This window comes from Atlantibacter sp. RC6 (assembly GCF_014193285.1).
Lineage (GTDB): Bacteria > Pseudomonadota > Gammaproteobacteria > Enterobacterales > Enterobacteriaceae > Atlantibacter.
Window position 1 is genome coordinate 299,134 of sequence record NZ_JACHZE010000004.1, and the last position, 25,901, is coordinate 325,034.

Annotated in this window: 21 protein-coding genes; 13 read left to right on the forward strand and 8 right to left on the reverse strand. The window is 55.8% G+C overall.

All coding sequences use genetic code 11. The annotated features are described in order from the left end of the window. The first annotated feature begins 21 nt into the window (after positions 1-21). From FHW74_RS11820 to xylR, 3 genes are all read left to right on the forward strand, one after another. Positions 22-1,563, forward strand: a complete 1,542-nt coding sequence (locus tag FHW74_RS11820; RefSeq protein ID WP_183170619.1) for a xylose ABC transporter ATP-binding protein — start codon at positions 22-24, stop codon at positions 1,561-1,563. Then, the gene (gene xylH, locus FHW74_RS11825; protein ID WP_183170620.1) at positions 1,541-2,722 is read left to right on the forward strand and encodes a xylose ABC transporter permease XylH; all 1,182 of its coding nucleotides are present in this window, start codon (positions 1,541-1,543) and stop codon (positions 2,720-2,722) included. The genes FHW74_RS11820 and xylH overlap by 23 nt, the downstream gene beginning before the upstream one ends. Before the next feature lie 96 nt (positions 2,723-2,818). Continuing rightward, complete coding sequence (xylR, locus tag FHW74_RS11830; protein ID WP_183170621.1) at positions 2,819-3,997, forward strand: D-xylose utilization transcriptional activator XylR; 1,179 nt, start codon at positions 2,819-2,821, stop codon at positions 3,995-3,997. A gap of 53 nt (positions 3,998-4,050) precedes the next feature. Here xylR and FHW74_RS11835 read toward each other — a convergent pair whose 3' ends face one another. Beyond that, complete coding sequence (locus tag FHW74_RS11835) at positions 4,051-4,872, reverse strand: protein bax (protein WP_183170622.1); 822 nt, start codon at positions 4,870-4,872, stop codon at positions 4,051-4,053. A 312-nt stretch (positions 4,873-5,184) separates the two neighbouring features. Here FHW74_RS11835 and FHW74_RS11840 point away from each other — a divergent pair, with 312 nt between their 5' ends. Together FHW74_RS11840 and avtA are read left to right on the forward strand one after the other, a co-directional pair. Then, positions 5,185-7,221 (forward strand): alpha-amylase, encoded by a 2,037-nt coding sequence (locus tag FHW74_RS11840; protein WP_183170623.1) that lies wholly within the window; start codon positions 5,185-5,187, stop codon positions 7,219-7,221. 137 nt (positions 7,222-7,358) lie between these two features. After that, entirely contained in the window at positions 7,359-8,615 is a 1,257-nt protein-coding gene (gene avtA / locus FHW74_RS11845; protein WP_183170624.1) for a valine--pyruvate transaminase, read from the forward strand. Positions 8,616-8,619: 4 nt separating this feature from the next. Here the strand turns inward: avtA and FHW74_RS11850 are convergent, their stop codons facing one another. Beyond that, entirely contained in the window at positions 8,620-9,108 is a 489-nt protein-coding gene (locus FHW74_RS11850) for a 4Fe-4S dicluster domain-containing protein (RefSeq protein ID WP_183170625.1), read from the reverse strand. 216 nt (positions 9,109-9,324) lie between these two features. Here FHW74_RS11850 and FHW74_RS11855 point away from each other — a divergent pair, with 216 nt between their 5' ends. Then, the gene (locus FHW74_RS11855; protein WP_183170626.1) at positions 9,325-10,209 is read left to right on the forward strand and encodes an ROK family protein; all 885 of its coding nucleotides are present in this window, start codon (positions 9,325-9,327) and stop codon (positions 10,207-10,209) included. 24 nt (positions 10,210-10,233) lie between these two features. On the opposite strand, the gene yiaY is transcribed toward FHW74_RS11855, so the two are convergent. The 6 genes from yiaY to FHW74_RS11885 form a co-directional block, all read right to left on the reverse strand. Beyond that, positions 10,234-11,385: an L-threonine dehydrogenase gene (yiaY, locus tag FHW74_RS11860; protein WP_183170627.1), complete on the reverse strand. Its 1,152-nt coding sequence runs from the start codon at positions 11,383-11,385 to the stop codon at positions 10,234-10,236. 199 nt (positions 11,386-11,584) lie between these two features. After that, a complete protein-coding gene (selB, locus tag FHW74_RS11865; RefSeq protein WP_183170628.1) occupies positions 11,585-13,429 on the reverse strand; it encodes a selenocysteine-specific translation elongation factor in 1,845 nt (614 codons plus the stop codon). Next, positions 13,426-14,817: an L-seryl-tRNA(Sec) selenium transferase gene (gene selA / locus FHW74_RS11870; protein WP_183170745.1), complete on the reverse strand. Its 1,392-nt coding sequence runs from the start codon at positions 14,815-14,817 to the stop codon at positions 13,426-13,428. Before selA ends, selB begins: the two co-directional genes overlap by 4 nt. A 69-nt stretch (positions 14,818-14,886) precedes the next feature. Further along, positions 14,887-15,495 carry a glutathione S-transferase gene (locus tag FHW74_RS11875; protein WP_183170629.1) on the reverse strand — a complete coding sequence of 203 codons (609 nt, stop codon included), beginning with the start codon at positions 15,493-15,495 and terminating at the stop codon, positions 14,887-14,889. Positions 15,496-15,593: 98 nt separating this feature from the next. Then, complete coding sequence (locus tag FHW74_RS11880; RefSeq protein WP_183170630.1) at positions 15,594-16,730, reverse strand: HlyD family secretion protein; 1,137 nt, start codon at positions 16,728-16,730, stop codon at positions 15,594-15,596. Positions 16,731-16,732: 2 nt separating this feature from the next. Further along, positions 16,733-17,068 carry a DUF3302 domain-containing protein gene (locus FHW74_RS11885; protein WP_183170631.1) on the reverse strand — a complete coding sequence of 112 codons (336 nt, stop codon included), beginning with the start codon at positions 17,066-17,068 and terminating at the stop codon, positions 16,733-16,735. A 652-nt stretch (positions 17,069-17,720) separates the two neighbouring features. Between FHW74_RS11885 and FHW74_RS11890 the strand changes: the two genes are divergently transcribed. From FHW74_RS11890 to lldD, 7 genes are all read left to right on the forward strand, one after another. Then, entirely contained in the window at positions 17,721-19,640 is a 1,920-nt protein-coding gene (locus FHW74_RS11890) for a PTS mannitol transporter subunit IICBA (RefSeq protein ID WP_183170632.1), read from the forward strand. Positions 19,641-19,745: 105 nt separating this feature from the next. After that, a complete protein-coding gene (gene mtlD, locus FHW74_RS11895) occupies positions 19,746-20,894 on the forward strand; it encodes a mannitol-1-phosphate 5-dehydrogenase (RefSeq protein ID WP_183170633.1) in 1,149 nt (382 codons plus the stop codon). Next, positions 20,891-21,481 (forward strand): mannitol operon repressor MtlR, encoded by a 591-nt coding sequence (gene mtlR / locus FHW74_RS11900; protein WP_183170634.1) that lies wholly within the window; start codon positions 20,891-20,893, stop codon positions 21,479-21,481. Before mtlD ends, mtlR begins: the two co-directional genes overlap by 4 nt. Before the next feature lie 56 nt (positions 21,482-21,537). After that, complete coding sequence (locus FHW74_RS11905) at positions 21,538-21,900, forward strand: YibL family ribosome-associated protein (RefSeq protein WP_183170635.1); 363 nt, start codon at positions 21,538-21,540, stop codon at positions 21,898-21,900. 334 nt (positions 21,901-22,234) lie between these two features. Continuing rightward, complete coding sequence (lldP, locus tag FHW74_RS11910; RefSeq protein ID WP_161658724.1) at positions 22,235-23,890, forward strand: L-lactate permease; 1,656 nt, start codon at positions 22,235-22,237, stop codon at positions 23,888-23,890. Beyond that, the gene (gene lldR, locus FHW74_RS11915) at positions 23,887-24,669 is read left to right on the forward strand and encodes a transcriptional regulator LldR (RefSeq protein WP_161658725.1); all 783 of its coding nucleotides are present in this window, start codon (positions 23,887-23,889) and stop codon (positions 24,667-24,669) included. Before lldP ends, lldR begins: the two co-directional genes overlap by 4 nt. Then, a complete protein-coding gene (gene lldD / locus FHW74_RS11920) occupies positions 24,669-25,877 on the forward strand; it encodes an FMN-dependent L-lactate dehydrogenase LldD (RefSeq protein WP_183170746.1) in 1,209 nt (402 codons plus the stop codon). Before lldR ends, lldD begins: the two co-directional genes overlap by 1 nt. Positions 25,878-25,901 lie beyond the last annotated feature (24 nt).

The following is a 25,901-nucleotide window of genomic DNA, read 5'->3' on the forward strand; positions in this document are numbered from 1 at the left end:
ACCGTGAACAACGGGGTTGGCATGCCTTACTTACTCGAGATGAAAAACATCACCAAAGCCTTTGGTGCTGTGAAAGCGGTGGATAACGTCAGCCTGAACGTCAACGCAGGCGAAGTGCTTTCTCTGTGCGGAGAAAACGGCTCCGGTAAATCCACATTAATGAAAGTGTTATGCGGCATTTATCCGCATGGCAGTTTTGACGGCGAAATCTGGTTCGCCGGCGAAAAACTCGAAGCGAGCCATATCCGCGATACCGAACGCAAAGGCATCGCGATCATTCACCAGGAGCTGGCGCTGGTTAAACACCTCACCATTCTGGAAAACATTTTTCTGGGCGCGGAAATCACCCGCCACGGCGTGATGGATTACGACGCCATGACGTTGCGCTGCCAAAAGCTGCTGGCGCAAGTGAACCTGAATCTGTCGCCTGATACTCGTGTGGGGGATTTAGGTCTTGGTCACCAGCAACTGGTCGAAATTGCCAAGGCGCTGAATAAACAGGTGCGGCTGCTGATCCTCGATGAACCGACGGCCTCGCTGACCGAGCAGGAAACCACGGTACTGCTGAATATTATTCGCGATCTGCAAAACCACGGCATCGCCTGCATCTATATTTCCCACAAGCTGAACGAAGTCAAAGCCATATCCAACACCATCTGCGTGATCCGCGACGGTCAGCATATCGGCACCCGCGATGCCGGGCAGATGAGTGAAAGCGACATTATCACCATGATGGTGGGCCGCGAGTTAACCTCGCTTTACCCCAACGAGCCGCATCAGATTCATGATGAAATTTTGCGCGTGGAGAATCTGACCGCCTGGCATCCGGTGAATCGCCATATTAAACGCGTTAACGATATCTCGTTCAGCCTGCGGCGCGGGGAAATCCTCGGCATTGCTGGCCTGGTCGGCGCAGGCAGGACCGAAGCGGTGCAATGCCTGTTCGGCGTCTGGCCTGGGCGCTGGGAGGGCAACATTATTATCGATGGCGCACCGGTCTCGATTAAAAACTGCCAGCAGGCCATTGCCCACGGCATCGCGATGGTACCGGAAGACCGCAAAAAAGACGGCATCGTGCCGGTCATGGCAGTGGGGAAAAATATCACCCTGGCCTCATTACGCGATTTTACCGGCCCGGTAAGTACCCTGGATGATGCGGCGGAACAGCAGTGCATTTTGCAGTCCATCGCCCGGCTGAAGGTGAAAACGTCATCACCGGAACTGGCGATTGGCCGGTTAAGCGGCGGGAACCAGCAAAAAGCCATTCTGGCCCGTTGCCTGCTGCTCAATCCGCGCATTCTGATCCTCGATGAACCGACCAGGGGCATCGATATCGGTGCCAAATACGAAATCTACAAGCTGATTAACCAACTGGTGCAACAAGGCATCGCCGTCATCGTTATATCTTCAGAATTACCAGAAGTGCTCGGCCTGAGCGATCGGGTGCTGGTGATGCATGAAGGACGTCTGAAAGCCAATCTGATCAACCAAAACCTGACCCAGGAGCAGGTAATGGAAGCGGCCCTGAGGAGCGAACCCCATGTCGAAAAGCAACCTGTCTGAAATAAAACTCGCTGCTCCGCTGGCGAAAACACCCGGTGGCCTGAAAGCGCTTAACTTACAAGTGTTTGTCATGATCGCCGCCATCATCGTGATTATGCTGTTTTTTACCTTTATGACCGAAGGCGCGTATCTCAGCGCGCGTAACGTCTCGAACCTGCTGCGCCAGACCGCCATTACCGGCATCCTGGCGGTAGGCATGGTGTTCGTGATTATCTCGGCGGAAATCGACCTGTCGGTCGGCTCGATGATGGGGCTGCTGGGCGGCGCGGCGGCGATATTCGACGTCTGGCTGGGCTGGCCGTTGCCGCTGACCGTGGTGGTCACGCTGGCGCTCGGCCTGCTGCTTGGCACCTGGAACGGTTGGTGGGTCGCCTATCGTAAAGTACCGTCGTTTATCGTTACCCTTGCGGGCATGCTGGCGTTTCGCGGCATCTTGATCGGCATCACCAACGGGACGACCGTTTCGCCGACCAGTAATGCGATGTCGCAAATCGGTCAAAGCTATCTGTCTAACGGTATTGGATTTGTCGTGGGCACGCTCGGGCTGATGGCGTTTATGGCGTGGCAATGGCGTGGCCGGGTACGCCGCCAGGCATTAGGGCTGCCGGTTAACGCCGCCAGTGGTACGGTGGGCAAACAGGCGTTAATCGCCGTGATCGTGCTGGGGGCAATCTGGCTGCTTAACGACTATCGCGGTGTGCCGACTCCGGTTCTGATCCTGGCGTTTTTACTGCTCGGCGGCATGTTTATGGCAACGCGTACCGCCTTTGGTCGCCGCATTTACGCCATTGGCGGCAACATCGAAGCGGCGCGTTTGTCCGGGATTAACGTCGAGCGCACCAAACTGGCGGTGTTTGCCATTAACGGCCTGATGGTGGCGATTGCCGGGTTGATATTAAGTTCACGGCTCGGCGCAGGCTCGCCTTCGGCCGGCAACATTGCCGAGCTGGATGCTATCGCCGCCTGCGTGATCGGTGGCACCAGTCTGGCGGGCGGTATCGGCAGCGTTGCCGGCGCGGTGATGGGCGCATTTATCATGGCCTCGCTGGATAACGGCATGAGCATGATGGACGTGCCGACTTTCTGGCAATACATCGTTAAAGGCGCGATTCTGCTGCTGGCTGTCTGGATGGATTCTGCAACCAAGCGACGCGGCTAATAAACTGCGTAACCGATCGCACTGCCGGAGCGTAAAATCTCCGGCATCTTGTCATTTATGCTATTCAGGAAAGGGAAGAACTGTCAGGGCTACGTCATGTTTGAAAAACGTCACCGCATTACTTTGCTGTTTAACGCAAACAAAGCCTACGACCGGCAAGTTGTTGAGGGTGTAGGAGAATATCTTCAGGCGACCCAATCGAGCTGGGATATTTTTATTGAAGAGGATTTCCGGGCGCGTATCGATAATATTAAAGAGTGGTTAGGTGACGGCGTTATCGCCGATTTTGATGATAAGGAGATCGAGCACCTGCTGGCGGATGTTAACGTGCCGATTGTCGGCGTGGGTGGCTCTTATCATCAGCCTGAGCACTATCCTCCGGTTCATTACATCGCTACCGATAACCACGCGCTGGTCGAACAGGCCTTTCTCCATTTAAAAGAAAAAGGCGTACACCGCTTTGCCTTCTATGGCTTGCCTGCATCCAGCGGCAAACGCTGGGCGGCGGAACGTGAACATGCGTTTTGCCAGCTTGTCGCCCAGGAGAAATACCGTGGCGTGGTGTATCAGGGCCTGGAAACTGCGCCAGATAACTGGCAGCACGCCCAGAACCGGCTGGCGGACTGGCTGCAGACCCTGCCGCCGCAAACCGGTATTATCGCGGTAACCGACGCCCGCGCGCGCCACGTTTTACAAGTCTGCGAGCATTTACATATTCCGGTGCCGGAGAAGATTTGCGTGATTGGTATCGATAACGAAGAGTTGACGCGCTATCTGTCACGGGTGGCGCTGTCGTCGGTGGCGCAGGGCACCCGCCAGATGGGGTATCAGGCGGCGAAGCTACTCCATCGCCTGTTAGCCAATGAAACCCTGCCGCTGCAACGCTTGCTGGTGCCGCCGGTAAAAGTGGTTGAGCGCCAGTCCACGGATTACCGTTCTCTGCACGATCCGGCAGTGATTCAGGCGATGCATTACATCCGTAATCACGCCTGTAAGGGGATCAAAGTTGAGCAGGTGCTGGATGCCATCGGCATGTCGCGCTCCAATCTTGAGAAGCGTTTTAAAGAAGAGGTTGGCGAGACCATTCACGCTGTACTGCACGCAGAAAAACTTCACAAAGCCCGCAGCCTGCTGATATCAACTTCGCTGTCTATTAACGAGATTTCGCAAATCTGTGGTTATCCGTCACTGCAGTATTTCTATTCGGTGTTCAAAAAAGAGTACGACGCTACGCCGAAAGATTACCGTGAACGGCATAGCGAGTTTTCCCGTTAGGCAACAAAAAACCCGGCCTGATTAGCCGGGTTTTGTCGGTTCGTAATGGTGAATTACATATTCGCCGCCAGCAGCCGCTGGTTATCCTGATACATGGCAAACAGGTAATTGTTATAGCTCTGTCCTTTGGTGGAGTAGCCCCGGAGCTTGTGGATCATGTTGCTCGCCGTCAGCTCCTGATCCGCTTTTCGCAGCTGCGCACGCGATTTACGGAACGATGAGTACGCCGGATGGGTATTCAGATTGTTCACGTACGCCGACACAGACTCTTTCACAGAATCAAAGTGCGAATAGCCTTTCACTTTACCTGTCCCGCTGTTGCAGTGGCTTTTCGCACACTTCATGCCGAAAAGGTTGTTATTGCTACGGGCCAGTTTTGACGTCCCCCAACCACTCTCTGCCGCCGCCATCGTCGCCACCATACTGGTTGGGATAATGTCTACGCGCTCCAGCAAAGTGTTCCACGGAATACGCTTAGTATTTCCGTTCCACTTTACGTCGTAGTTTTGGGCAATTTTCTTCAGGCGCGCACGTTCGCTCGGCGACCAGCGCCCGTCGTACTGTTTAGAGATAAGCCAGTTACGTTCCGCAGTAATCACCGCGTTTTGGCTGGTAATGTAAGGCATGACTGTCCGGAGAAACGCTTTTTTTCTTGGGGTCCCGGAAGGGTATTTTCGCAAATCAGGAAGTGAACCGCTTATTTCACTATTGCGAGAATACTCTTTCTTACTGCTTGCCTGATGCTTACCGCTGGTTTTCTTAATCTGAGCTGTGTGACTCGTCGTGTGCTGTTTTGCCAGCACTTCACCTGAAACTGCATAGGTGAAAAAGATGAGTATCGCCGCCCCGATTGTTCGTAATCGAGTCGATATCATTAGGTCTCCTGGTCGGATAAACGCATTCCAACACCTTATTCATGAGAAAAATTTGTGAACCGAATCTCAAATCTTACCAAAAATAACCTTCAAGAGCAGTAAAAGAAATAATACAAATCCGAAACCTTGTCACGTACGACCTTCTTATCGTAGTCAAAAATAATGATTTATCTGACGCTTATCGCAGAAAAAAGCAAAAATGAGAGATGGCTCACTCATCCTGTGGATTCCTCCTCGCAACCCTGAAACAAGGATGAGACCCGCTGGCGAAATTTTTGCCAGAATAGTCAAAACCCTTGAGTGAGCCGCCTGATGAAGAAAACATTGTTAGTTCTGCTACTGCTGCCTGGTGCTGCGTTCGCACAGTGGAGCCTGCCTGATCTCCCTGCTTTTGAAGAACAAAGCCCCGGCGTCTTTAGCGCCCAGGGCCCACTGGAAAAAGGTGAGCGTCCCCTGCGCTTAACCCAGGGTGAACAATGCTGGCAGCCAGGCGGAGCAATTAAATTAAACCAGATGCTGTCGCTTACGCCCTGCACGGGCGACGCGCCTGAGTGGCGGTTGTTCCGCAGCGGCAATTATCACGTGCAGATTGATACCCGCTCGGGCACGCCCACCCTGATGCTGAGCGTGAAACAGGATGAACCGCAAACCGTCGCGACAGCGGTTCGCCAGTGCCCGAAATGGGACGGCAGCCCGGTGACCGTTTCGGTTAACGATCGCTTTGAAGAGGGTTCACAGGTACGCGATTTTTACAGCGGCAACAGTGCGACCGTCACCGACGGCAAAATTACCCTGATGCCGGCGGCAAGCAGTAATGGGTTGCTACTGCTGGAAGCAGAAGAAACGAGCGATAAAGCGCCCTTTAGCTGGCATAACGCCACCGTCTATTTTGTGCTGACCGACCGCTTCGAAAACGGCAATCCCGATAATGACAATAGCTACGGGCGGCACAAGGATGGCATGGAGGAGATCGGCACCTTCCACGGCGGCGATTTGCAGGGTCTGGCGCAAAAACTGGATTACTTGCAGGCGCTTGGCGTAAACGCGTTATGGATAAGCGCCCCCTTTGAACAGATCCACGGCTGGGTCGGCGGTGGCACGAAAGGCGATTTCCCGCACTATGCCTATCACGGTTATTACACCCAGGACTGGACCACGCTCGACGCCAATATGGGCACCCGCGACGATCTCCAGAAGCTGGTTGACGGCGCGCATCAGCGCGGTATCCGCGTTCTTTTTGATATCGTTATGAACCACGCTGGTTACGCTACCCTGGCGGATATGCAGCAATACCAGTTTGGCGCGCTGTATCTGAAAGGCGATGAAATCACCAAAACCCTCGGTGAGAACTGGACTGACTGGAAACCCGGCCCGGGTCAGAGCTGGCACAGTTTTAATGACTACATCAACTTCAGCGATAAAGCCGCCTGGGAGAAATGGTGGGGTAAAAACTGGATCCGTACCGATATTGGCGACTACGACAGCCCCGGCTTTGACGACCTCACCATGTCGCTGGCGTTTCTACCGGATTTGAAAACCGAATCCATCACGCCGACCGGATTACCGAATTTCTATAGCCAGAAACCTGACACCCGGGCCAAAGAGCGCCCCAATTTTACGCCGCGTGATTATCTGACCCAGTGGCTCAGCCAGTGGGTGCGTGACTATGGCATTGACGGTTTCCGGGTCGATACTGCAAAGCATGTTGAAATGGGTGCCTGGCAGCAATTAAAAAATCAGGCCAACGACGCGCTGCGGGAATGGAAGGCCGCTAATCCAGATAAAAAGCTGGACGACGCGCCTTTCTGGATGACTGGCGAAGCCTGGGGGCATGGCGTCATGCAGAGCGATTACTACCGTAACGGCTTTGACGCGATGATCAATTTTGATTATCAGGAACAGGCGGCGGGTGCGGTGGATTGCCTGGCGAATATTGACCCTATCTGGCAACAGATGGCGGACAAACTTCAGCAGTTTAACGTCTTAAGCTATCTCTCTTCGCACGATACCCGGTTATTCCGTGAAGGCGGTACCCGCGCGGCGGAGCTGTTACTGTTAGCGCCCGGCGCGGTGCAAATCTTTTACGGTGACGAGACGGCGCGCCCGTTTGGCCCCACCGGTTCCGATCCGCTTCAAGGAACCCGTTCGTCGATGAACTGGCAGGACGTTGAAGGTGCGCAGGCCGCGACGCTGGCGCACTGGCAGAAAATCGCTCAGTTCCGCGCTCGCCACCCGGCGATTGGTGAAGGGAAACACATCCCGCTGAGCGATGACAAGATCTACGGTTTTAGCCGTGTTCAGGGCGACGACACGGTGATGGTGATCTGGGCAGGTCAACCGCAAAAGTGATGCAGCAGCAGGTTATGCCAGAATATCGCGCATGTCTGGCATAATCGGCAATACTTGTCTGGACTGGCCTGTTTGCGCCGGTGAACAGGTAGCGTTATCGTGAGCCTCTTTTATAAGTATTCGATATCAAGACGGCTATGACTTTTTCTCTTTTCGGCGACAAATTCACCCGCCATGCAGGCATTACGCGCCTGATGGAAGACCTTAACGACGGGTTACGTACTCCTGGCGCAATCATGCTGGGCGGTGGGAACCCGGCGCAAATCCCGGAGATGAATGACTATTTCCAGAAACTCCTGGGTGAGATGCTGGAAACCGGCAAAGTCACTGAAGCGCTTTGTAATTATGATGGCCCACAGGGTAAAAGCGAACTGCTGGACGCGCTCGCCGGTATGCTACGCGAAGAATTTGGTTGGGATATCGAACCACAGAATATTGCGCTAACAAACGGCAGCCAGAGCGCGTTTTTCTACTTGTTTAACCTGTTTGCAGGTCGTCAGGCGGACGGCTCGACTAAAAAAGCGTTGTTCCCACTGGCGCCGGAATATATCGGCTACGCGGATTCCGGCCTGGAGGAGGAGCTTTTCGTCTCGGCGCGTCCGAATATTGAACTGTTGCCGGAAGGCCAGTTTAAATATCACGTGGATTTCGAGCATCTGCATATTGGTGAGGAAACCGCGATGATCTGTGTCTCGCGCCCCACCAACCCGACCGGCAATGTGATCACCGATGACGAGTTGATGAAGCTGGACGCTCTCGCCAACCAGCACGGCATCCCGCTGGTCATTGATAACGCTTATGGCGTCCCCTTCCCGGGCATTATCTTTTCTGAAGCGCGCCCGCTGTGGAACCCGAATATAGTTCTGTGCATGAGCCTGTCAAAACTGGGCCTGCCGGGCAGCCGCTGCGGAATTATTATCGCCAATGAAAAGATCATCTCCGCCGTCAGCAATATGAACGGCATTATCAGCCTGGCGCCCGGTGGCATCGGCCCTGCTATCGCCTGTGAAATGATTAAGCGTAAAGACCTGCTGCGCCTGTCTGAAACGGTGATCAAGCCGTTTTATCAGCAGCGCGTTCAGGAAACGATTGCCGTTATTCGTCGCTATTTACCGGAAGAGCGTTGCTTGATCCACAAACCGGAAGGCGCGATTTTTCTGTGGCTGTGGTTTAAAGATTTGCCGATTACTACCGAGCTGCTGTATCAACGCCTGAAAAAACGCGGCGTATTGATGGTGCCGGGGGATTACTTCTTTCCGGGTCTTGATAAGCCGTGGCCCCATACCCACCAGTGTATGCGTATGAACTATGTGCCGAAGCTGGAAAAAATCGAGGCGGGGGTGAAAATCCTGGCGGAAGAGATTGCGCTCGCCTGGCAAGAGGCCAGCGCATAACGGCTTACCACGCCGCCGCCCGGCGGCGTTTATCCGCGCTGATTTGCTCAAGCTGTTTCGGGTCCATACAGCGCAGAGCCGATGTTGGGCACGCCTCGACGCACGCCGGGCCCGCGTCCCGATGCCAGCATAAATCGCACTTCAGCGCCTGCACCTGATGCGCGGCGACGGTAACCACCTCCATCGCCCCGTAAGGGCATGCCACCATACAGGTTTTGCAGCCGATGCAGCGCGCCTGATCCACATCAACAAAATCCCCACGGCGGGAAATCGCCTGGGTGGGACACACCGCGCCGCACGGCGCGTCTTCACACTGGCGGCATACTGCGGCAGTAGACAGCATACCGGTCTTGACCACCCGAATACGCGGTTGAAAGGCTTCCGGGCTGACCACTGAGCAATCCTGCGCGGCCTGATGCGAGACGACACAGGCCACTTCACAAGTACGGCAACCAATACATTTATTCGCTTCGGCAACAATAAAGCGGTTCATTTCCCACTCCATCAGACCCTAAAAGAGCCAGATTGCCAGAAAACCCCTGCCACTCTCTTTGATCCTGGCGGGTAAAGCGGACAGTTTTCACTCGCTGCTTATCGTTTGCTGATAAATCCTGGCTAGCCTGCTGTTTTTAAACCATTACCTTTATTTACACTCCGCTGGCGGGCCTCAGCCATAATTAATCGTATGCCTCTCTGAAAGGAAAATCATATGCAGCATTTCATTGGCTTCGATGTAGGTGGGACACACATCAAACATGGCGTGATGGATGAAGAAGGGAATGAACTGACTTCCGATGAGTACGACACGCCGGAAGACGAGCAAACGTTCCGCAAAAAATGGCAGGAAGTGGTTGAGGCATATCAAAAAGAGCACGACATTACCGGTATTGGCGTAAGTTTTCCGGGGCATATCAATGCGCACACCGGAGAAGCCGCAAAAGCGGGCGCGCTGGACTATCTGGATGGCGTTAATCTGCTGGAACTGTTCGGCGAACTGACCGATTTGCCAGCCATCGTGGAGAACGACGCCAACTGCGCGGCGCTGGGCGAGCTGTGGCGCGGCGCGGGCAGAGATTTTGAAAACTTTGTGTGCATCACTGTTGGCACGGGTATCGGTGGCGGGATTATTCTCGACAGAGAGCTTTACCGGGGCTCCCACTACCGCGCCGGGGAGTTTGGCGTGATCCCGGTGGGCAACAACGGCGAGTGCATGCATGAAGTGGCGTCCGCCAGCGGGCTAATGGAAGCCTGCCGCCAGGCGCTGGCGTTGTCCGTGGATGAAATGCCCCACGGCAAAGAACTGTTTGAACGCATGGATAGCGACGTGCATTTACGCGAAGCGATTAATGCATGGGCGCGCAACCTGGCGCGTGGCGTCTATAGCGTGATCTCAATGTTTGACCCGCAGGTAGTATTAATTGGCGGCGGAATCAGCGAAGAAGAGAAAGTGTTCCAGCTATTAAAGCGTCATCTGGAGACCTTTGAGCTATGGGATGACTTGCAGGTTCCGATCCAACCCTGCCAACTGGGTAATCAGGCTGGGCGACTCGGCGCGGTATGGCAGGCGAAAAGAAAAATCGCGCCCCGCAAATGAGGGCGCGAGCGTCACGGCGAATAATTAAAATGCCGCCTGGTAGATAGCCACAATCTCTTCATGTGACGCCTGAATGGGATTGGTCAAACCGCAGGCGTCTTTCAGCGCATTGGTGGCGAGCGTCGCGAAATCCTGCTCTTTGACGTGCAGGTCGCGCAGCCCAGCCGGAATATTGACCCGTTTGGCCAGTTGGCGAATGGCTTCAATGCAGGCCTGCGCGCCTTGCTGTACGCTCATGCCGCTGACATCCACCCCCATCGCCTCGGCGCAATCGCGTAAACGCGCGGCGGCTACGCGGCTGTTGAACTGCTCAACGTGCGGCAGCAGGATGGCGTTACATACGCCATGCGGCAGATCGTAGAAGCCGCCGAGCTGGTGCGCCATCGCGTGAACGTAGCCGAGCGAGGCGTTATTAAAGGCCATACCCGCCATAAATTGCGCATACGCCATGGCTTCACGCGCAACCATGTTATCGCCTTCATCAACGGCAACCGGCAAATTTTTGGCAATCATGGTAATTGCTTTTAGCGCGCACGCATCGGTAATTGGCGTGGCGGCAGTAGAAACATAGGCTTCAATAGCATGGGTTAACGCATCCATACCGGTTGCTGCCGTCAGGGATTTCGGCATCCCCATCATCAAGGCCGGATCGTTAACCGACATCACTGGCGTCACATGTTTATCAACAATCGCCATTTTTATATGGCGCTGCTCGTCGGTAATAATGCAGAAGCGGGTCATTTCTGACGCTGTGCCCGCCGTGGTATTAATGGCAATCATCGGCAGTTGTGGTTTAGAGGAGCGATCGACGCCTTCGTAATCCCCTATATCACCGCCATTAGCGGCAACCAGAGCAATCCCTTTTGCACAATCATGCGGGGAACCGCCGCCCAGTGAAATCACACAATCACAATAATTCGCGCGCAACATCGCCACACCGGCTTGCACATTAGCCCTGGTCGGATTGGGATGGGTTTCGTCGAATACAATACTTTTGATATTGCGTTCCGCCAGCGCTTGCTGGAGCTGCTCCGCCATGCCGAGTTTTGCCAACATAATATCGGTGACGATGAGCGCGCTTTTATAACCATAATCGCGGGCAGTATTTAACGCATCATTTAACGAGTTCGTGCCAATAACATTGACGGCAGGAATATAAAATACGGATGTCATCATTTTCTTCCTTGGTGGATTTAAAAACTTTTTCCGTAATATACCCGCGAAATTCAAAAAGAAAGCGTCAGATAATAAAAAGCAACAATAAAAGGCACCACAAATAGCAATTAATAGAAAATGAGAAGTTATTTATTATTAATTATAATGAATTGAAGCGAGGCATATACATAAATATATACCTCGCTCCGCCAGCACGTCATTATCGATGGCCGAATAACGCCGCATCCCGTAATAAATGCTCATTACCGCGACGGCGAGTGAAACCGATACGGTCGAAGTACTCCAGAATTTGAATCGCCAGTTTCCTGCCGACGTTCAGGCTGTCACGGAAATCCGCCGCCTGGGTGGATCCCTTTTCACTGTCCAGGCGGCGGATCAGGTCAGCGAACATCACAATCCGATCGTTACGGTAATAACGATCTTTTACGATCGCGGTAATCAGCCCCTGTAACGCCGCCTGACGCAGAAATTTACGCATCTCCTGCTCATCGGTGCCGGTTTCACGGGCCAGATCGCGAACCCACCACGGGTCGTCGCCAAACAGTCCGGCGATGCTATCCCAGCGTTGCTGCTGTTCGGGCGTAAAGCCCGCCTGATGCCCCGGTAAATGCAGCCAGCCCTGATAGCTGACAATCAACCCCGTCTCGCGCATCTTCTCAATCAGCGCCAGCACCAGCGGCTCCTCCTGCGAAGGCAGCGCCATACGCCGCAGGCGTTCGCGCCCCGGCCCCGGTTCATCGCTATGCTGGTCGTGATAGTAGCTGAGGGTATCCAGCAGCTTACGCTGCCAGCGCGCCGCCACTTCGGCACTCAGTAAATGCTCGCCTGCCTGTAGCCGCTCGGGCCGGTTTAATAACGCCGCCAGGCCCTGTGGCGTCAGTTGACGATGCCAGGCGAAATCCGGCAGTGATACTGCGCCGCGCTCAAGATGCAGCGTCAACGCCCCGGCATCGTCCTGTACATCAGCGAGACGCGCCAGCCAGTCGAGAAATTCACTCTGGCGCTTGCCGCGCCGCGGCGGATCGGTCAATAGCACTCTCCCGCCGCCCAGGGTATGCCTGGCGCTGATATCGCGCAAAATCACCCGATCGTTGTCGCACAGCCACAGGGGAGTATCCAGTACCAGCTCGGCGAAGCGCTCGTCGAGCAGGGAAATACGCCCGGTGATATGGCTGGCGGCGTGATGGATATGCAGCGGTTGCCACTGCTGGAACGCGGCCAGGGCATGCGTCTCGACAATCACCCGATCGCAAAGATGGCGCGGCGCGGCGGAAAGCAGCCAGTTGCCACGGCTAATCTGCTCTTTTTGAGCGTCGCCGCTGATATTTAACGCAATGCGCTGCCCGGCGCGCGCCTGTTGAGTGTCGGTATTTTGCGCGTGTAAACCGCGCACCCGCATCGGTTTATCAACGCCCGTCAGCCACAGCGTGTCTCCGACGTTGACTTCGCCGCTTAGCGCCGTGCCGGTCACCACCAGGCCCGCGCCTTTGACGGTAAACGCCCGGTCAATCGCCAGGCGAAAACGGTGCTCGACCGGGTGCGCCTGCGGTTGCAGCTCCCGGATATGTTGGCGTAGCGCGTCAATGCCCTGGGCCTGGGTGGCGGCGGTGACAAACAGCGCCGCCGCGGGCCAGTTCATACGCGCCAGCAGGTTTTCCACCTCGGTTTTTACCTCATTAACGCGCGCATCGTCGACCCTATCCGCTTTGGTCAACACCACGGTGAGCGTGGGGCGTCCGGCCAGTTGCAGCAGGGTTAAATGCTCTTCGGTTTGCGCCATCACGCCGTCATCACACGCCACCACCAGCAGCGCATGGTCGATCCCCCCTACGCCCGCCAGCATGTTGGCGAGGAATTTTTCATGGCCCGGCACGTCGATAAAACCGATCACCCGGCCATCTTCCTGCGGCCAGTAGGCGTAGCCCAAATCAATGGTCATGCCGCGCTGTTTCTCTTCCGGCAAACGGTCGGCGTTTACGCCGGTCAGCGCCTGCAACAGCGTGGTTTTACCGTGGTCAACATGTCCTGCGGTGGCAATAATCATTTGGTCAACATCTCCATAAAGCGCGCTTCATCGGCAAGGCAACGTAAATCCAGCCATACCCGTCCATCATAAATGCGGCCAATCACTGGCGTGGTTAAATTGCGCAGCTCGCAAGCCAGTTTTTCCGCCGTGCCGCCGCGTCCATCGCGAGGCGTAAAGGTTATCGCCGCGCTGGGCAGGCGATCCACCGGCAACGAGCCACTGCCGATTTGCGACTGACACGGCATGATGGCAACGTCGAACGCATCGCCAAAACGCTGCTGCAAACCGGGGAGCAGGCGCTGCGCCTGCTGGTGGATCGACCCGGCATCGCGGGTCAGCAGCCGCAGCGTGGGAAGCTGTTGTTCGAGCGCTTCCGGATGTTGATACAGGCGCAGCGTGGCTTCCAGCGCGGCGAGCGTCATTTTATCCGCCCTCAGCGCGCGTTTTAACGGGTGGCGCTGCACGCGGTCGATTAGCGCTTTTTTACCAACGATAATGCCCGCCTGCGGCCCGCCCAGCAGTTTATCGCCGGAAAAGCTCACCAGGCTGACGCCAGCGGCAATCAGCTCCTGCACCATCGGTTCTTTGGGCAAGCCGTAACGGCTTAAATCCACCAGCGAGCCGCTGCCTAAATCCGACACCACCGGCACGCCGAGCGGATCGGCCAGTTGCACCAGTTCGGCTTCGCTGATGGCCCGGGTAAAGCCTTCAATATGGTAATTACTGGTGTGAACTTTCATCAGCAAGGCGGTGTTTTCACCTATCGCCTGCTGGTAGTCCGCAGGATGCGTGCGGTTGGTGGTGCCGACTTCCACCAGTTGGCAACCCGCCTGGCGCATCACATCCGGAATCCGGAATGCGCCACCGATCTCCACCAGTTCGCCGCGTGATACCACGACCTCTTTGCCAGCGGAACAGGCTGCCAGCATCAGCAATACGGCGGCGGCGTTATTATTAACAATGCAGGCGTCTTCCGCGCCGGTAATCTCGCACAACAGCTGGGCCAGCGCCCGGTCGCGGTGACCGCGTCCGGCATCGTCCAGATCGTATTCCAGGGTGACCGCCGACCGCATCACTTTCGTCACGGCCTCGATGGCGCTTTCTGACTGTAACGCGCGCCCCAGGTTGGTATGCAGGACGGTGCCGGTGAGATTGAACACCGCGCGATACGCACTTTGCGTGGCGGCTGTTAACCGGCTTTCACAGGCAGCAGCCCAGTGCTGGCACCAGCCCGGCAACGCATGGCATTCCCGCACGCTGTGCCGGGCCTCGTCCTGCAGCTGGCGCAGCGTATCGGCAACCTGGGTATGGCCCCAGTGTGCAAGTAACGGTTGAAAAGCCGCATCCCGCAGCAGGCTGTCCGTGGAGGGGATCTGGCTATAGAGCGAACGGTTTTCTGTGGTCATGGCGCTGAATGGGTTGTGGAAAATGCCCATCAGTGTACAGGGGGCAATACCCCCTGTCACAGGAGGAGATCATGCCGTTGGCGGTTCAGTACGGGCAAAACTCTCGCGCTGGAACAGGGTTTCCACCAGTTTCACCAGCTTCGGGCGATCCACGCACCAGCCCGGCGATACCCGGCGGAAATTGAGATAACCAATGGCGCAAGCCACGGCAATGGTGGCGACATTCAATTCATCGGCTTTCAGCGTGCCGTCCGCCACGTAATGTTCCAGGGTATCCAGGCTGCGGCTGATTTTTTCGCGCTGGCGCAGCAGCTCGGTCTCAGACTGTTGCGCAGCCGGGCGAGCCTGCTCGCGCACCGAGACCAGCCCCGCATCCATAATACCGTCAGCCAGAGCTTCAATCTGGCGCACTTTTAACGAGGCCATGGGATCGCGCGGTAACAACGCCGGGGCGATACCCAGCAGTTCCAGGTACTCCACGATAATAGGAGAGTTAAACCACACCTCTCCGTCGTCGGTCACCAGCGCGGGCACTTTGCCCAGCGGGTTGTACTGGATGATTTTGTTCTGCGCTTCATACGGGGCATCGTTGACAAACTCAAACGTGATCCCCTTCTCCAGCATGATGATCGAAATCTTGCGTACAAACGGACTGGTATAGCTACCGACAAGCTTCATGACTGACTCCCTGGATAAACGCCAATAAAGCGTTAAGTATGGCGCAGTTCAGGCGAAATGGCAGGACAGCAAAGCAACTTGCCGTCCCGTTTTGTGGATTAGTGATCAAGGTAGAGATAGTGCATCCAGCTGGTCATCCTCAGCAGCACTTTGCGCATCACGGAAACATGGGTGAAATGCTGGGAATAGACGGCAACCTGGGCGTAGATACCGTCCGGCAAGGCATCGATATCTTCGCTGGGGTCGAGGATAATCGTCGCGATCACCCCGTCGCCGCCGGGCGTAATGTTGAGCGTTTGCAGCGTGCCCTGCGACTGATACGCGCCGGTGGGGACAATCGGGCTGATCATTGCCAGCTTGCCGTGGAACACCTGCCCCGGCAGCGCGTTAAACACCACCTCCGCGTCATCACCGGGTTGCAGGCGCAGCAGCGAGTTCTGGCGGAATGCGGCAATCACCTGGCGTTTTTGCTCGGGGATAAACACCATCACCGGGCGCAGCGGCAGCGCCGCCGCATAGGTGCCGGGTCGTACCAGAACCTGAGTGACATAGCCATTTTCCGGGGCGCGCACCACGGTTTGCGACAGGTTGTAGGTGGCTTCCGCGACCTGAGCGCGCAGGCTGGCCACTTCGGACTGATCGCCAAACAGCCGGCTGTCAATCTGGCTTTTTATCTGCTGCTGATCGGCCAGCGACGCTTTCAATACCGCTTCCTGGGCCAGATATTGCTGGCGGGCGGTATCAATATCCCGCTCGGAAAACGGGTTCACCTTCGCCTGGCTGCCGCGCAAGTAGCGTTGATAATCTTTGAAGAATTTGTCGCGTTCGGCAGTCGCCTGATCGGTAATCGCTACGGCTTCCTGCAATTGCGATTCCAGCACTTTGGTGGCGTTTTCCGCGGTAACCAAATCCGCCTGCAATTTCCTTAACCGGGCCTCATAGCGCGTCGGGTCGAGCTTAAACAGCATCTCGCCTTTCTTAATGAGCTGGTTTTGCTTTTGCGTCACGTCAACAACCACACCCGTGACCTGGGGAACGATGGGAATAGAGATCACTGCTTTTTGCGCGGTAAACGTATAAGGGTGGTTGTAATTCATTAATAAAATTAACGCACCCACCAAAAATACGCCGCCCAGGGCTGCCGTGGGGATGGTCCATTTATTTACGGGTATTTTAAAGATTTTAAATATTAACCAGGCCAGCGCGACATAGGTGAGAATAATAAGTAGGTCCATGATTATTCACCCGTTTCATTGGTTTTTTGAAGTGTTTTCTGACGCGCCAGTTCGTTTTCCAGCACAATAATTCGCTGATTTAACGCATCTATTCGTTGAGTATCCTGCATTCCCCAGCCACGCTCGGGGCGGTAAAGCGTGGCCCAAATCCATAAGAACGGCCAAATGACATGCAGAGTAAACAGGCTGACCCAGCCCGCGACATGAATCGCGTCCGCATGAGGATGATTACGCTTTTTGGCTATTTCATAGGGAATGTCATGAATAATGATTATCCCGTAGAAAATCACCAAAAAGACCACGACTAACACACCGAGTGCGAAATAATTAAGAAACATGTCGGCCTCCCACGAGAAACCCACCCGACGCGCGCGTCACAGTCGGGCATCAGGGACAAAGCATTAGTTATCCGTGATGTGGAAATACGCCAGCCAGCGTTTTAATGAGGGATAACGCTGTTATCTGGCTGTCATGGTTTAGTGTTATTAAGTAGCCCATTGCAGGCCCGTACCGCTTGATAATTCAATAATAGAATAATTTAGCCACGGTCGCTTTGCATCATACTGAAGGATGATGACCCTCACTGGATGTCGCAAAGTTACAGGCTGCGTTGATGCCATAGTCAGGTTTGCTGTTGATCACATTCAGTTAAATCCGAGTCAAAATTTATTGTGATCACCATCACAAACAAATAACAAACCAGCCGCGACAAAACGTGATAACTATCACATTTAACCCGCTAAAACGGCGCTTTCTTTACCTTTGTTCTTTTTCTACACAGAGTATTTGTGATCTCCGTCACCCCATATACCTGGCCTACCCCCTGCAAAAGGAGATCTAAATCACATTATTTTCCGTCGACTGGACAGGTGAACGATTCAGTGCCAGATTTCGCATCACCAGGACATTGAGCCGGCTACCTCTGCCGCCACGTTCACACTAAACCTCGGGCCGCAAGCCTGCGCGTAAATACATAAGAAGGGGTGTTTTATGTCATCCGATATCAAGATCAGAGTGCAAAGCTTTGGTCGTTTTCTAAGTAACATGGTAATGCCAAACATCGGCGCATTTATCGCCTGGGGTATTATCACGGCGCTGTTTATTCCCACCGGATGGTTGCCGAACGAAACGTTGGCGAAACTGGTCGGTCCGATGATCACCTATCTGCTGCCGCTGTTAATCGGTTATACCGGTGGTCGTTTGATTGGCGGTGACCGCGGCGGCGTGGTGGGTGCGATCACCACCATGGGCGTGATCGTGGGTGCGGATATGCCGATGTTCCTCGGCGCAATGATTGCCGGTCCGCTGGGCGGCTGGGCGATTAAACATTTCGACAACTGGGTTGACGGTAAGATCAAATCCGGTTTTGAAATGCTGGTGAACAACTTCTCCGCTGGCATCATCGGTATGATCCTGGCGATTCTGGCGTTCCTCGGCATTGGCCCGATGGTAGAAGTGCTCTCTAAAGCACTGGCGGCAGGCGTTAACTTCATGGTTGTCCATGAGATGTTGCCGCTGGCGTCCATCTTCGTTGAACCGGCGAAAATTCTGTTCCTGAACAACGCGATTAACCACGGCATCTTCTCGCCGCTGGGTATTCAGCAGTCTCATGAACTCGGCAAGTCTATTTTCTTCCTGATTGAAGCTAACCCGGGCCCGGGTATGGGTATCCTGCTGGCGTACATGTTCTTTGGCCGTGGCAGCGCCAAGCAGTCTGCGGGCGGTGCGGCAATCATCCACTTCCTGGGCGGTATCCACGAAATTTACTTCCCGTATGTGCTGATGAACCCGCGTCTGCTGATCGCCGTTATCTTCGGCGGTATGACCGGTGTGTTCTGCCTGAGCGTGCTGAACGGCGGCCTGGTTTCTCCGGCTTCTCCGGGTTCTATCCTGGCGGTGCTGGCCATGACGCCGAAAGGGGCCTACTTCGCTAACCTGGTGGCGATCTTCGCAGCAATGGGCGTCTCTTTCGTGATCGCAGCCATCCTGCTGAAAACCAGCAAAGTGAAAGAAGAAGACGACATCGAAGCCGCTACCCGCCGTATGCAGGATATGAAAGCGCAGTCCAAAGGCGTAGCGAATCCGCTGTCTGCGGGCGAAGTGACCAACGACCTGAGCCACGTGCGTAAAATCATCGTGGCCTGCGACGCCGGTATGGGCTCCAGCGCCATGGGTGCAGGCGTGCTGCGTAAGAAAGTGCAGGACGCGGGTTTGACCAACATCTCCGTGACCAACAGCGCGATTAACAGCCTGCCGTCTGATGTGGATGTGGTGATCACCCACCGCGATCTGACCGAGCGCGCAATGCGCCAGGCTCCGCAGGCGCAGCACATTTCGCTGACCAACTTCCTGGACAGCGGCCTGTACACCAGCCTGACTGAACGTCTGGTTGCCGCGCAGCGTCATACTGACAACGAAGCGAAAGTGCGCACCAGCCTGCAGGACAGCTTTGACGCCAACGATAGCCACCTGTTTAAGCTGAGCGCCGAAAACATCTTCCTGGGCCGTACCGCGAGCCACAAAGAAGAAGCGATTCGCTTTGCCGGCGAGCAGTTAGTAAAAGGCGGCTACGTGCAGCCGGAATACGTGGAGGCGATGCTGGATCGTGAAAAACTGACCCCGACCTATCTGGGTGAGTCCATCGCGGTACCGCACGGCACCGTAGAAGCGAAAGATCGCGTTCTGAAAACCGGTGTTGTCTTCTGCCAGTACCCGCAAGGCGTGCGTTTTGGCGAAGAAGAAGATGATATTGCCCGTCTGGTTATCGGTATCGCGGCCCGCAACAACGAGCACATCCAGGTGATCACCAGCCTGACCAACGCGCTGGATGATGAAACCGTAATTGAGCGTCTGGCGAATACCACCAGCGTTCAGGAAGTTCTCGACCTGTTAGCCGGTAAGAAAGCGTAACACTTCTCCCTCTCCCTTCACGGGAGAGGGTTTGGGTGAGGGGCACGACGTTCGGCTCTTCACCCCAACCCTCTCGGGTGATTCAAATTTAGGAAGGTTCAGACAATGAAAGCATTACATTTTGGCGCAGGTAATATTGGACGTGGTTTCATCGGCAAACTGCTCGCGGATGCGGGTATCAGCCTCACTTTCGCCGATGTAAACCAGACCGTGCTGGATGCGTTGAACGCGCGTCACAGCTATCAGGTACACGTCGTCGGCGAAAACGAACAGGTCGACACGGTATCTGGCGTGAACGCGGTCAGCAGCATTGGCGACGATGTGGTTACGTTGATTTCTGAAGTGGATTTAGTCACCACGGCGGTCGGCCCGGTGGTATTAGAGCGCATCGCGCCTGCCATCGCCAAAGGCCTGATGATGCGCAGAGCCAACGGCAACACCGCCCCGCTGAACATCATCGCCTGTGAAAACATGGTGCGCGGCACCAGCCAGCTCAAAGGCCATGTGATGGCGGCACTGGCGGCTGACGATCAGGAGTGGGTGGATGAGCATGTCGGCTTTGTGGATTCCGCCGTAGACCGCATCGTTCCGCCTTCCGAATCCGCCACCCACGATCCGCTGGAAGTGACGGTAGAAACCTTCAGCGAGTGGATTGTCGATAAAACGCAGTTTAAAGGCGATCTGCCGACCATCCCGGGCATGGAGCTGACCGACAATTTAATGGCGTTTGTCGAGCGCAAACTCTTCACCCTTAACACCGGGCATGCTATAACCGCGTACCTCGGAAAACTGGCGGGTCATCAGACCATTCGCGACGCCATTCTTGATGAGAAAATCCGTGCCGTGGTGAAAGGCGCGATGGACGAGAGCGGCGCGGTGCTGATTAAGCGCTACGGCTTTGATGCCGATAAACACGCGGCGTATATCCAGAAAATCCTTGGTCGTTTTGAAAACCCGTATTTGAAAGACGACGTAGAGCGCGTAGGCCGCCAGCCGCTGCGTAAGTTGAGCGCGGGCGACCGTTTAATCAAGCCGCTGCTGGGTACGCTGGAATACGGTTTGCCGCACGACAACCTGGTGCTGGGGATTGCCGCCGCGATGCACTATCGCAGCGAACAGGACCCGCAGGCTCAGGAGCTGGCGCAGATGCTGGCAGAGAAAGGCCCGCAGGCAACGCTCGCTGAGATCGCCGGTCTGGATGCCAACAGCGAGGTTGTGGCGGCGGCAGTTAACGCGTACAACGCGCAACCATGATGTGTCCGGGTGCGGTGCAGCCCGCACCCGTTTTTAGATTGTCAGATATGCAGGCAAAAATGGAAGAAACACAGGCCTTTGAAAACCGTGTGCTTGAGCGTCTGAATGCTGGCAAAACCGTCCGAAGCCTGTTAATCGCCGCGGTAGAATTGCTTACCGAGGCGGTTAATATCCTGGTGCTTCAGGTCTTCCGCAAAGATGACTACGCGGTGAAATACGCCGTTGAACCTCTGCTGGACGGCGATGGCCCGCTGGGCGATCTTTCCGTGCGATTAAAACTCATCTACGGTCTTGGCGTGATCAGCCGCGCCGAGTATGAAGACTGCGAGTTATTAATGGCGCTGCGTGAAGAATTGAATCACGACGGCAACGAATACGCCTTCACGGATGATGAAATTCTCGGCCCGTTTGGCGAGTTGCATTGCGTCAGCGCCCTGCCCCCCGCGCCGGTTTTTGACGTAGGCGGCGATCCGGAGCTTAACGCCATGCAGAAACAGCGCTACCAGCAGATCGTCCGCTCCACCATGGTTCTCTCCCTGACTGAGCTTATCTCCCGGGTAAGCTTAAAAAAAGCCTTCCAGAAGTAAGCCTGCGCACAATAGTGTATCCTTGCAGTTAATTCCCACCGTTTTGAGTCATCATCATGAAAGAAGTCGAAAAAAACGAAATTAAACGTCTTAGCGATCGTCTGGACGCCATTCGCCACCAGCAGGCAGGCCTGTCGCTGGTTGAGCACGCAGATAAATACGCCGAACTGGAAAAAGAAAAAGAGACTCTGGAAACCGAAATCGCCCGTCTGCACGGCGTGGTCAGCCAGAAACTCAGCAAAGAAGCGCAAAAGCTGATGAATATGCCGTTTAAGCGCGCCATCACTAAAAAAGAGCAGGCTGATATGGGCAAGCTGAAAAAAAGCGTCCGCGGCCTGGTGGTGGTGCACCCGATGACAGCGCTGGGCCGGGAAATGGGTCTGAAAGAGATGACCGGCTTTGCGAAGAGCGAGTTTTAACATTGTCTCAACCTGCACCAGTGGCTAACGCTGGTGCAGCACGTTTTTCTGTTCGTTCCGCCGCGAACTCTCTCCCCTTTTCTGATTAATCCCTTTCATGCAAAGTGGGATGCCACCCAAGTGGCCCTACCAATTCGCAAAAATTTCCCCTCAAAAATCACAAAGCCACAAAATACCCGTTACCACCACATTGCATACAAGCAACATTTGGTTAACCATTCATCGACACCAACCCTACATCACACTATTGGTAGGACCACCTTTACAAATAACGTGACGCAAAGCTGAGCGGAGACTCCTTGCGTAGCGCATTTGCGGTCCTCGGGAGAATTGCATGAGCCTCTGGCAACAAAACTACGATCCGGCTGGTAACATTTGGCTTTCCAGTCTTATCGCATCGTTACCGATCCTGTTTTTCTTCTTCGCGCTGATTAAGCTGAAGCTGAAAGGCTATATCGCCGCTTCGTGGACCGTGGCGATCGCGCTGGCGGTTGCCCTGTTCTTCTACAAGATGCCTGCGGATAACGCCTTTGCATCGGTGATTTACGGCTTCTTCTACGGCCTGTGGCCGATTGCCTGGATCATCATCGCGGCGGTATTTGTCTACAAAATTTCGGTAAAAACCGGGCAGTTCGACATCATCCGTTCATCAATACTGTCGATTACCCCGGACCAGCGTCTACAAATGCTGATCGTCGGCTTCTGCTTTGGCGCCTTCCTTGAAGGGGCTGCGGGGTTCGGCGCGCCGGTGGCGATTACCGCCGCGCTGCTGGTGGGCCTCGGTTTTAATCCGCTGTACGCCGCCGGGCTGTGCCTGATTGTGAATACCGCGCCGGTGGCGTTTGGCGCGATGGGCATTCCTATTCTGGTGGCGGGCCAGGTAACCGGCCTGGATAGCTTTGAAATCGGCCAGATGGTGGGCCGCCAACTGCCGTTCCTGACCATCATCGTGCTGTTCTGGATCATGGGCATTATGGACGGCTGGCGCGGCATTAAAGAGACCTGGCCTGCGGTGATGGTCGCAGGCGGCTCCTTCGCTATCGCCCAGTACCTCAGCTCCAACTTTATCGGCCCGGAACTGCCGGACATCATCTCCTCGTTGGTTTCACTGGTGTGCCTGACGCTGTTCCTGAAGCGCTGGCAGCCGACACGCATCTTCCGCTTCGGCGATATGGGCGCATCGGTGGTCGATCAGACTCTGGCTCGCAAAAATTACACCGCTCGCCAGGTGATTCGCGCCTGGTCGCCGTTCCTGTTCCTGACCGCCACCGTCACGCTGTGGAGTATTCCGCCGTTTAAAGCGCTGTTCGCCCCTGGCGGCGCGCTGTACGACATGGTGATTAACGTTTCCGTACCCTATCTGGACAAACTGGTGGCCCGTATGCCGCCGGTGGTCAGCGCCGCCACGCCGTACGCTGCGGTGTACAAATTCGACTGGTTCTCCGCCACCGGCACCGCAATCCTGTTCGCCGGGCTGATCTCCATCGTCTGGCTGAAAATGAAACCCGCCGCGGCGATCAAAACCTTTGGCGAGACGTTAAAAGAGCTGGCGTTGCCGATTTACTCTATCGGGATGGTTCTGGCCTTCGCCTTTATCTCCAACTATTCGGGGCTGTCGTCTACGCTTGCCTTAGCGCTGGCGCACACGGGTTCGGCGTTTACCTTCTTCTCGCCGTTCCTCGGCTGGCTGGGGGTATTCCTGACCGGGTCGGATACCTCTTCTAACGCCCTGTTCGCCGCGCTTCAGGCCACCGCCGCCCAGCAGATTGGCGTATCGGATGTATTAATGGTCGCCGCCAACACCACCGGCGGGGTCACTGGCAAGATGATTTCGCCGCAGTCTATCGCCATCGCCTGCGCCGCCGTCGGGCTGGTGGGCAAAGAATCGGACCTGTTCCGCTTCACGGTGAAACACAGCCTGATATTCACCTGCATGGTGGGCGTAATCACCACACTTCAGGCCTATGTCTTAACCTGGATGATTCCATGACGATAACCACGCTGCGCCTGGCTGACCAACTGGTCGAGCGTATTCAGGCGCTGATCGCGGACCAGCAGCTCGACGGCGGGATGCGCCTGCCGTCCGAGCGCCAGCTGGCGGTGATCCTCGGCGTCTCGCGCAATAGCGTGCGCGAGGCGATACAGATTTTGATTCGCGAAGGCACGCTGGTCAGCCGCCGGGGAGGCGGCACCTTTGTGCGCTATCAGCTTGAGCCCTGGTCAGAACAACGTATCGTCCAGCCGATTAAAACGCTGCTGGCGGACGATCCGGGCTATCGCTATGACATTCTCGAAGCCCGCCACGCCATTGAGGCCAGCACCGCCTGGCACGCGGCGTTGCGCGCCACCGAAGCGGATAAAGAGAAACTGCGTTACTGCTTTGACGCCACGCTGAAATTCACCGAACGCGATGACCCGGATCTCGCCGCCCAGGCCGACGTGCGATTCCATCTGGCCGTGGCGGAGGCCTCCCATAACGTGGTGTTGCTCCAGACCATGCGCGGCTTTTTCGATTTGCTGCAATCCTCAGTGATGCAGAGCCGCCAGCGCATGTATCTCGAACCGCCAATTTTTTCACAGCTCACCGAACAGCACCGCGAGGTGCTGGACGCCATTTTAGCCGGGGATGCCGAGCGGGCGCGCAAAGCCGTGACGCATCATCTTGGCTTTGTTCATTCCACCATTAAACGTCTTGATGAAGATGTGGCGCGCCAGGCGCGAGTCACCCGCCTGCCCGACATCGACGATAACCCCAGGGAGAACGAATGATGATTATTTCCGCCGCCAGCGACTACCGCGCCGCCGCCCAACGTATCCTGCCACCGTTCCTGTTCCACTATATCGACGGCGGGGCCTATGCCGAATATACCCTGCGCCGCAACGTGGACGATCTGTCGCAAGTCGCCCTGCGCCAACGCGTGCTGAAAAATATGTCGGACCTGAGCCTCGAAACGAAGCTGTTCGACGAAACGCTATCGATGCCGGTGGCGCTGGCACCGGTCGGGCTGTGCGGTATGTACGCCCGGCGCGGCGAAGTACAGGCGGCGAAAGCGGCAGACGCCAAAGGGATCCCGTTTACGCTGTCCACCGTGTCGGTCTGCCCGATTGAAGAGGTCGCGCCGAAAATTCAGCGCCCAATGTGGTTCCAGCTGTATGTTCTGCGCGATCGCGGATTTATGCGCAACGCGCTGGAGCGCGCCAAAGCAGCGGGCTGCTCAACGCTGGTGTTTACCGTGGATATGCCGACCCCTGGCGCGCGTTATCGCGACGCGCACTCCGGGATGAGCGGCGCTAACGCGGCGATGCGCCGCTACTGGCAGGCGGCGACCCATCCGCAATGGGCATGGGACGTGGGTTTGCACGGTCGTCCGCATGATTTAGGCAATATCTCCGCCTATCTCGGCAAGCCCACCGGGCTGGAAGATTACATCGGCTGGCTGGCGAATAACTTCGACCCGTCGATCTCCTGGAAAGACCTGGAGTGGATCCGCGAATTCTGGGATGGCCCGATGGTGATTAAAGGCATTCTCGACCCGGAAGACGCCAAAGACGCGGTGCGCTTCGGCGCGGACGGGATTGTGGTGTCTAACCACGGCGGTCGTCAGTTGGACGGCGTGCTCTCCTCAGCGCGCGCGCTGCCCGCCATTGCCGACGCGGTGAAAGGCGATATCGCCATTCTGGCCGACAGCGGCATCCGTAGCGGTCTGGATGTGGTGCGAATGATCGCCCTGGGTGCGGATACCGTACTGCTGGGCCGCGCGTATCTCTATGCGTTAGCGACCCACGGCCAGGCGGGCGTGGCGAACCTGCTGAACTTGATTGAGAAAGAGATGCGGGTGGCGATGACCCTGACCGGCGCGAAATCGATTAAAGAAATCAGCCGCGATTCGCTGGTGCCGGACCCGGAATTTACCTCGGTGCTGGCGTCGTTACCGGCTGCCAGCGCCAGCGTGTCGAAGCGCGTGGATGCGGCGTAATACAGGACTGCTCTCAGGGATGAG

Excerpts from the sequence above, each read along its gene's own strand:
- FHW74_RS11820 (WP_183170619.1), top strand. The coding sequence starts at position 22 with ATGCCTTACTTACTCGAGATGAAAAACATCACCAAAGCCTTTGGTGCT.
- xylH (WP_183170620.1), top strand. The coding sequence starts at position 1,541 with ATGTCGAAAAGCAACCTGTCTGAAATAAAACTCGCTGCTCCGCTGGCG.
- xylR (WP_183170621.1), top strand. The coding sequence starts at position 2,819 with ATGTTTGAAAAACGTCACCGCATTACTTTGCTGTTTAACGCAAACAAA.
- FHW74_RS11835 (WP_183170622.1), bottom strand. The coding sequence starts at position 4,872 with ATGATATCGACTCGATTACGAACAATCGGGGCGGCGATACTCATCTTT.
- FHW74_RS11840 (WP_183170623.1), top strand. The coding sequence starts at position 5,185 with ATGAAGAAAACATTGTTAGTTCTGCTACTGCTGCCTGGTGCTGCGTTC.
- avtA (WP_183170624.1), top strand. The coding sequence starts at position 7,359 with ATGACTTTTTCTCTTTTCGGCGACAAATTCACCCGCCATGCAGGCATT.
- FHW74_RS11850 (WP_183170625.1), bottom strand. The coding sequence starts at position 9,108 with ATGAACCGCTTTATTGTTGCCGAAGCGAATAAATGTATTGGTTGCCGT.
- FHW74_RS11855 (WP_183170626.1), top strand. The coding sequence starts at position 9,325 with ATGCAGCATTTCATTGGCTTCGATGTAGGTGGGACACACATCAAACAT.
- yiaY (WP_183170627.1), bottom strand. The coding sequence starts at position 11,385 with ATGATGACATCCGTATTTTATATTCCTGCCGTCAATGTTATTGGCACG.
- selB (WP_183170628.1), bottom strand. The coding sequence starts at position 13,429 with ATGATTATTGCCACCGCAGGACATGTTGACCACGGTAAAACCACGCTG.
- selA (WP_183170745.1), bottom strand. The coding sequence starts at position 14,817 with ATGACCACAGAAAACCGTTCGCTCTATAGCCAGATCCCCTCCACGGAC.
- FHW74_RS11875 (WP_183170629.1), bottom strand. The coding sequence starts at position 15,495 with ATGAAGCTTGTCGGTAGCTATACCAGTCCGTTTGTACGCAAGATTTCG.
- FHW74_RS11880 (WP_183170630.1), bottom strand. The coding sequence starts at position 16,730 with ATGGACCTACTTATTATTCTCACCTATGTCGCGCTGGCCTGGTTAATA.
- FHW74_RS11885 (WP_183170631.1), bottom strand. The coding sequence starts at position 17,068 with ATGTTTCTTAATTATTTCGCACTCGGTGTGTTAGTCGTGGTCTTTTTG.
- FHW74_RS11890 (WP_183170632.1), top strand. The coding sequence starts at position 17,721 with ATGTCATCCGATATCAAGATCAGAGTGCAAAGCTTTGGTCGTTTTCTA.
- mtlD (WP_183170633.1), top strand. The coding sequence starts at position 19,746 with ATGAAAGCATTACATTTTGGCGCAGGTAATATTGGACGTGGTTTCATC.
- mtlR (WP_183170634.1), top strand. The coding sequence starts at position 20,891 with ATGATGTGTCCGGGTGCGGTGCAGCCCGCACCCGTTTTTAGATTGTCA.
- FHW74_RS11905 (WP_183170635.1), top strand. The coding sequence starts at position 21,538 with ATGAAAGAAGTCGAAAAAAACGAAATTAAACGTCTTAGCGATCGTCTG.
- lldP (WP_161658724.1), top strand. The coding sequence starts at position 22,235 with ATGAGCCTCTGGCAACAAAACTACGATCCGGCTGGTAACATTTGGCTT.
- lldR (WP_161658725.1), top strand. The coding sequence starts at position 23,887 with ATGACGATAACCACGCTGCGCCTGGCTGACCAACTGGTCGAGCGTATT.
- lldD (WP_183170746.1), top strand. The coding sequence starts at position 24,669 with ATGATTATTTCCGCCGCCAGCGACTACCGCGCCGCCGCCCAACGTATC.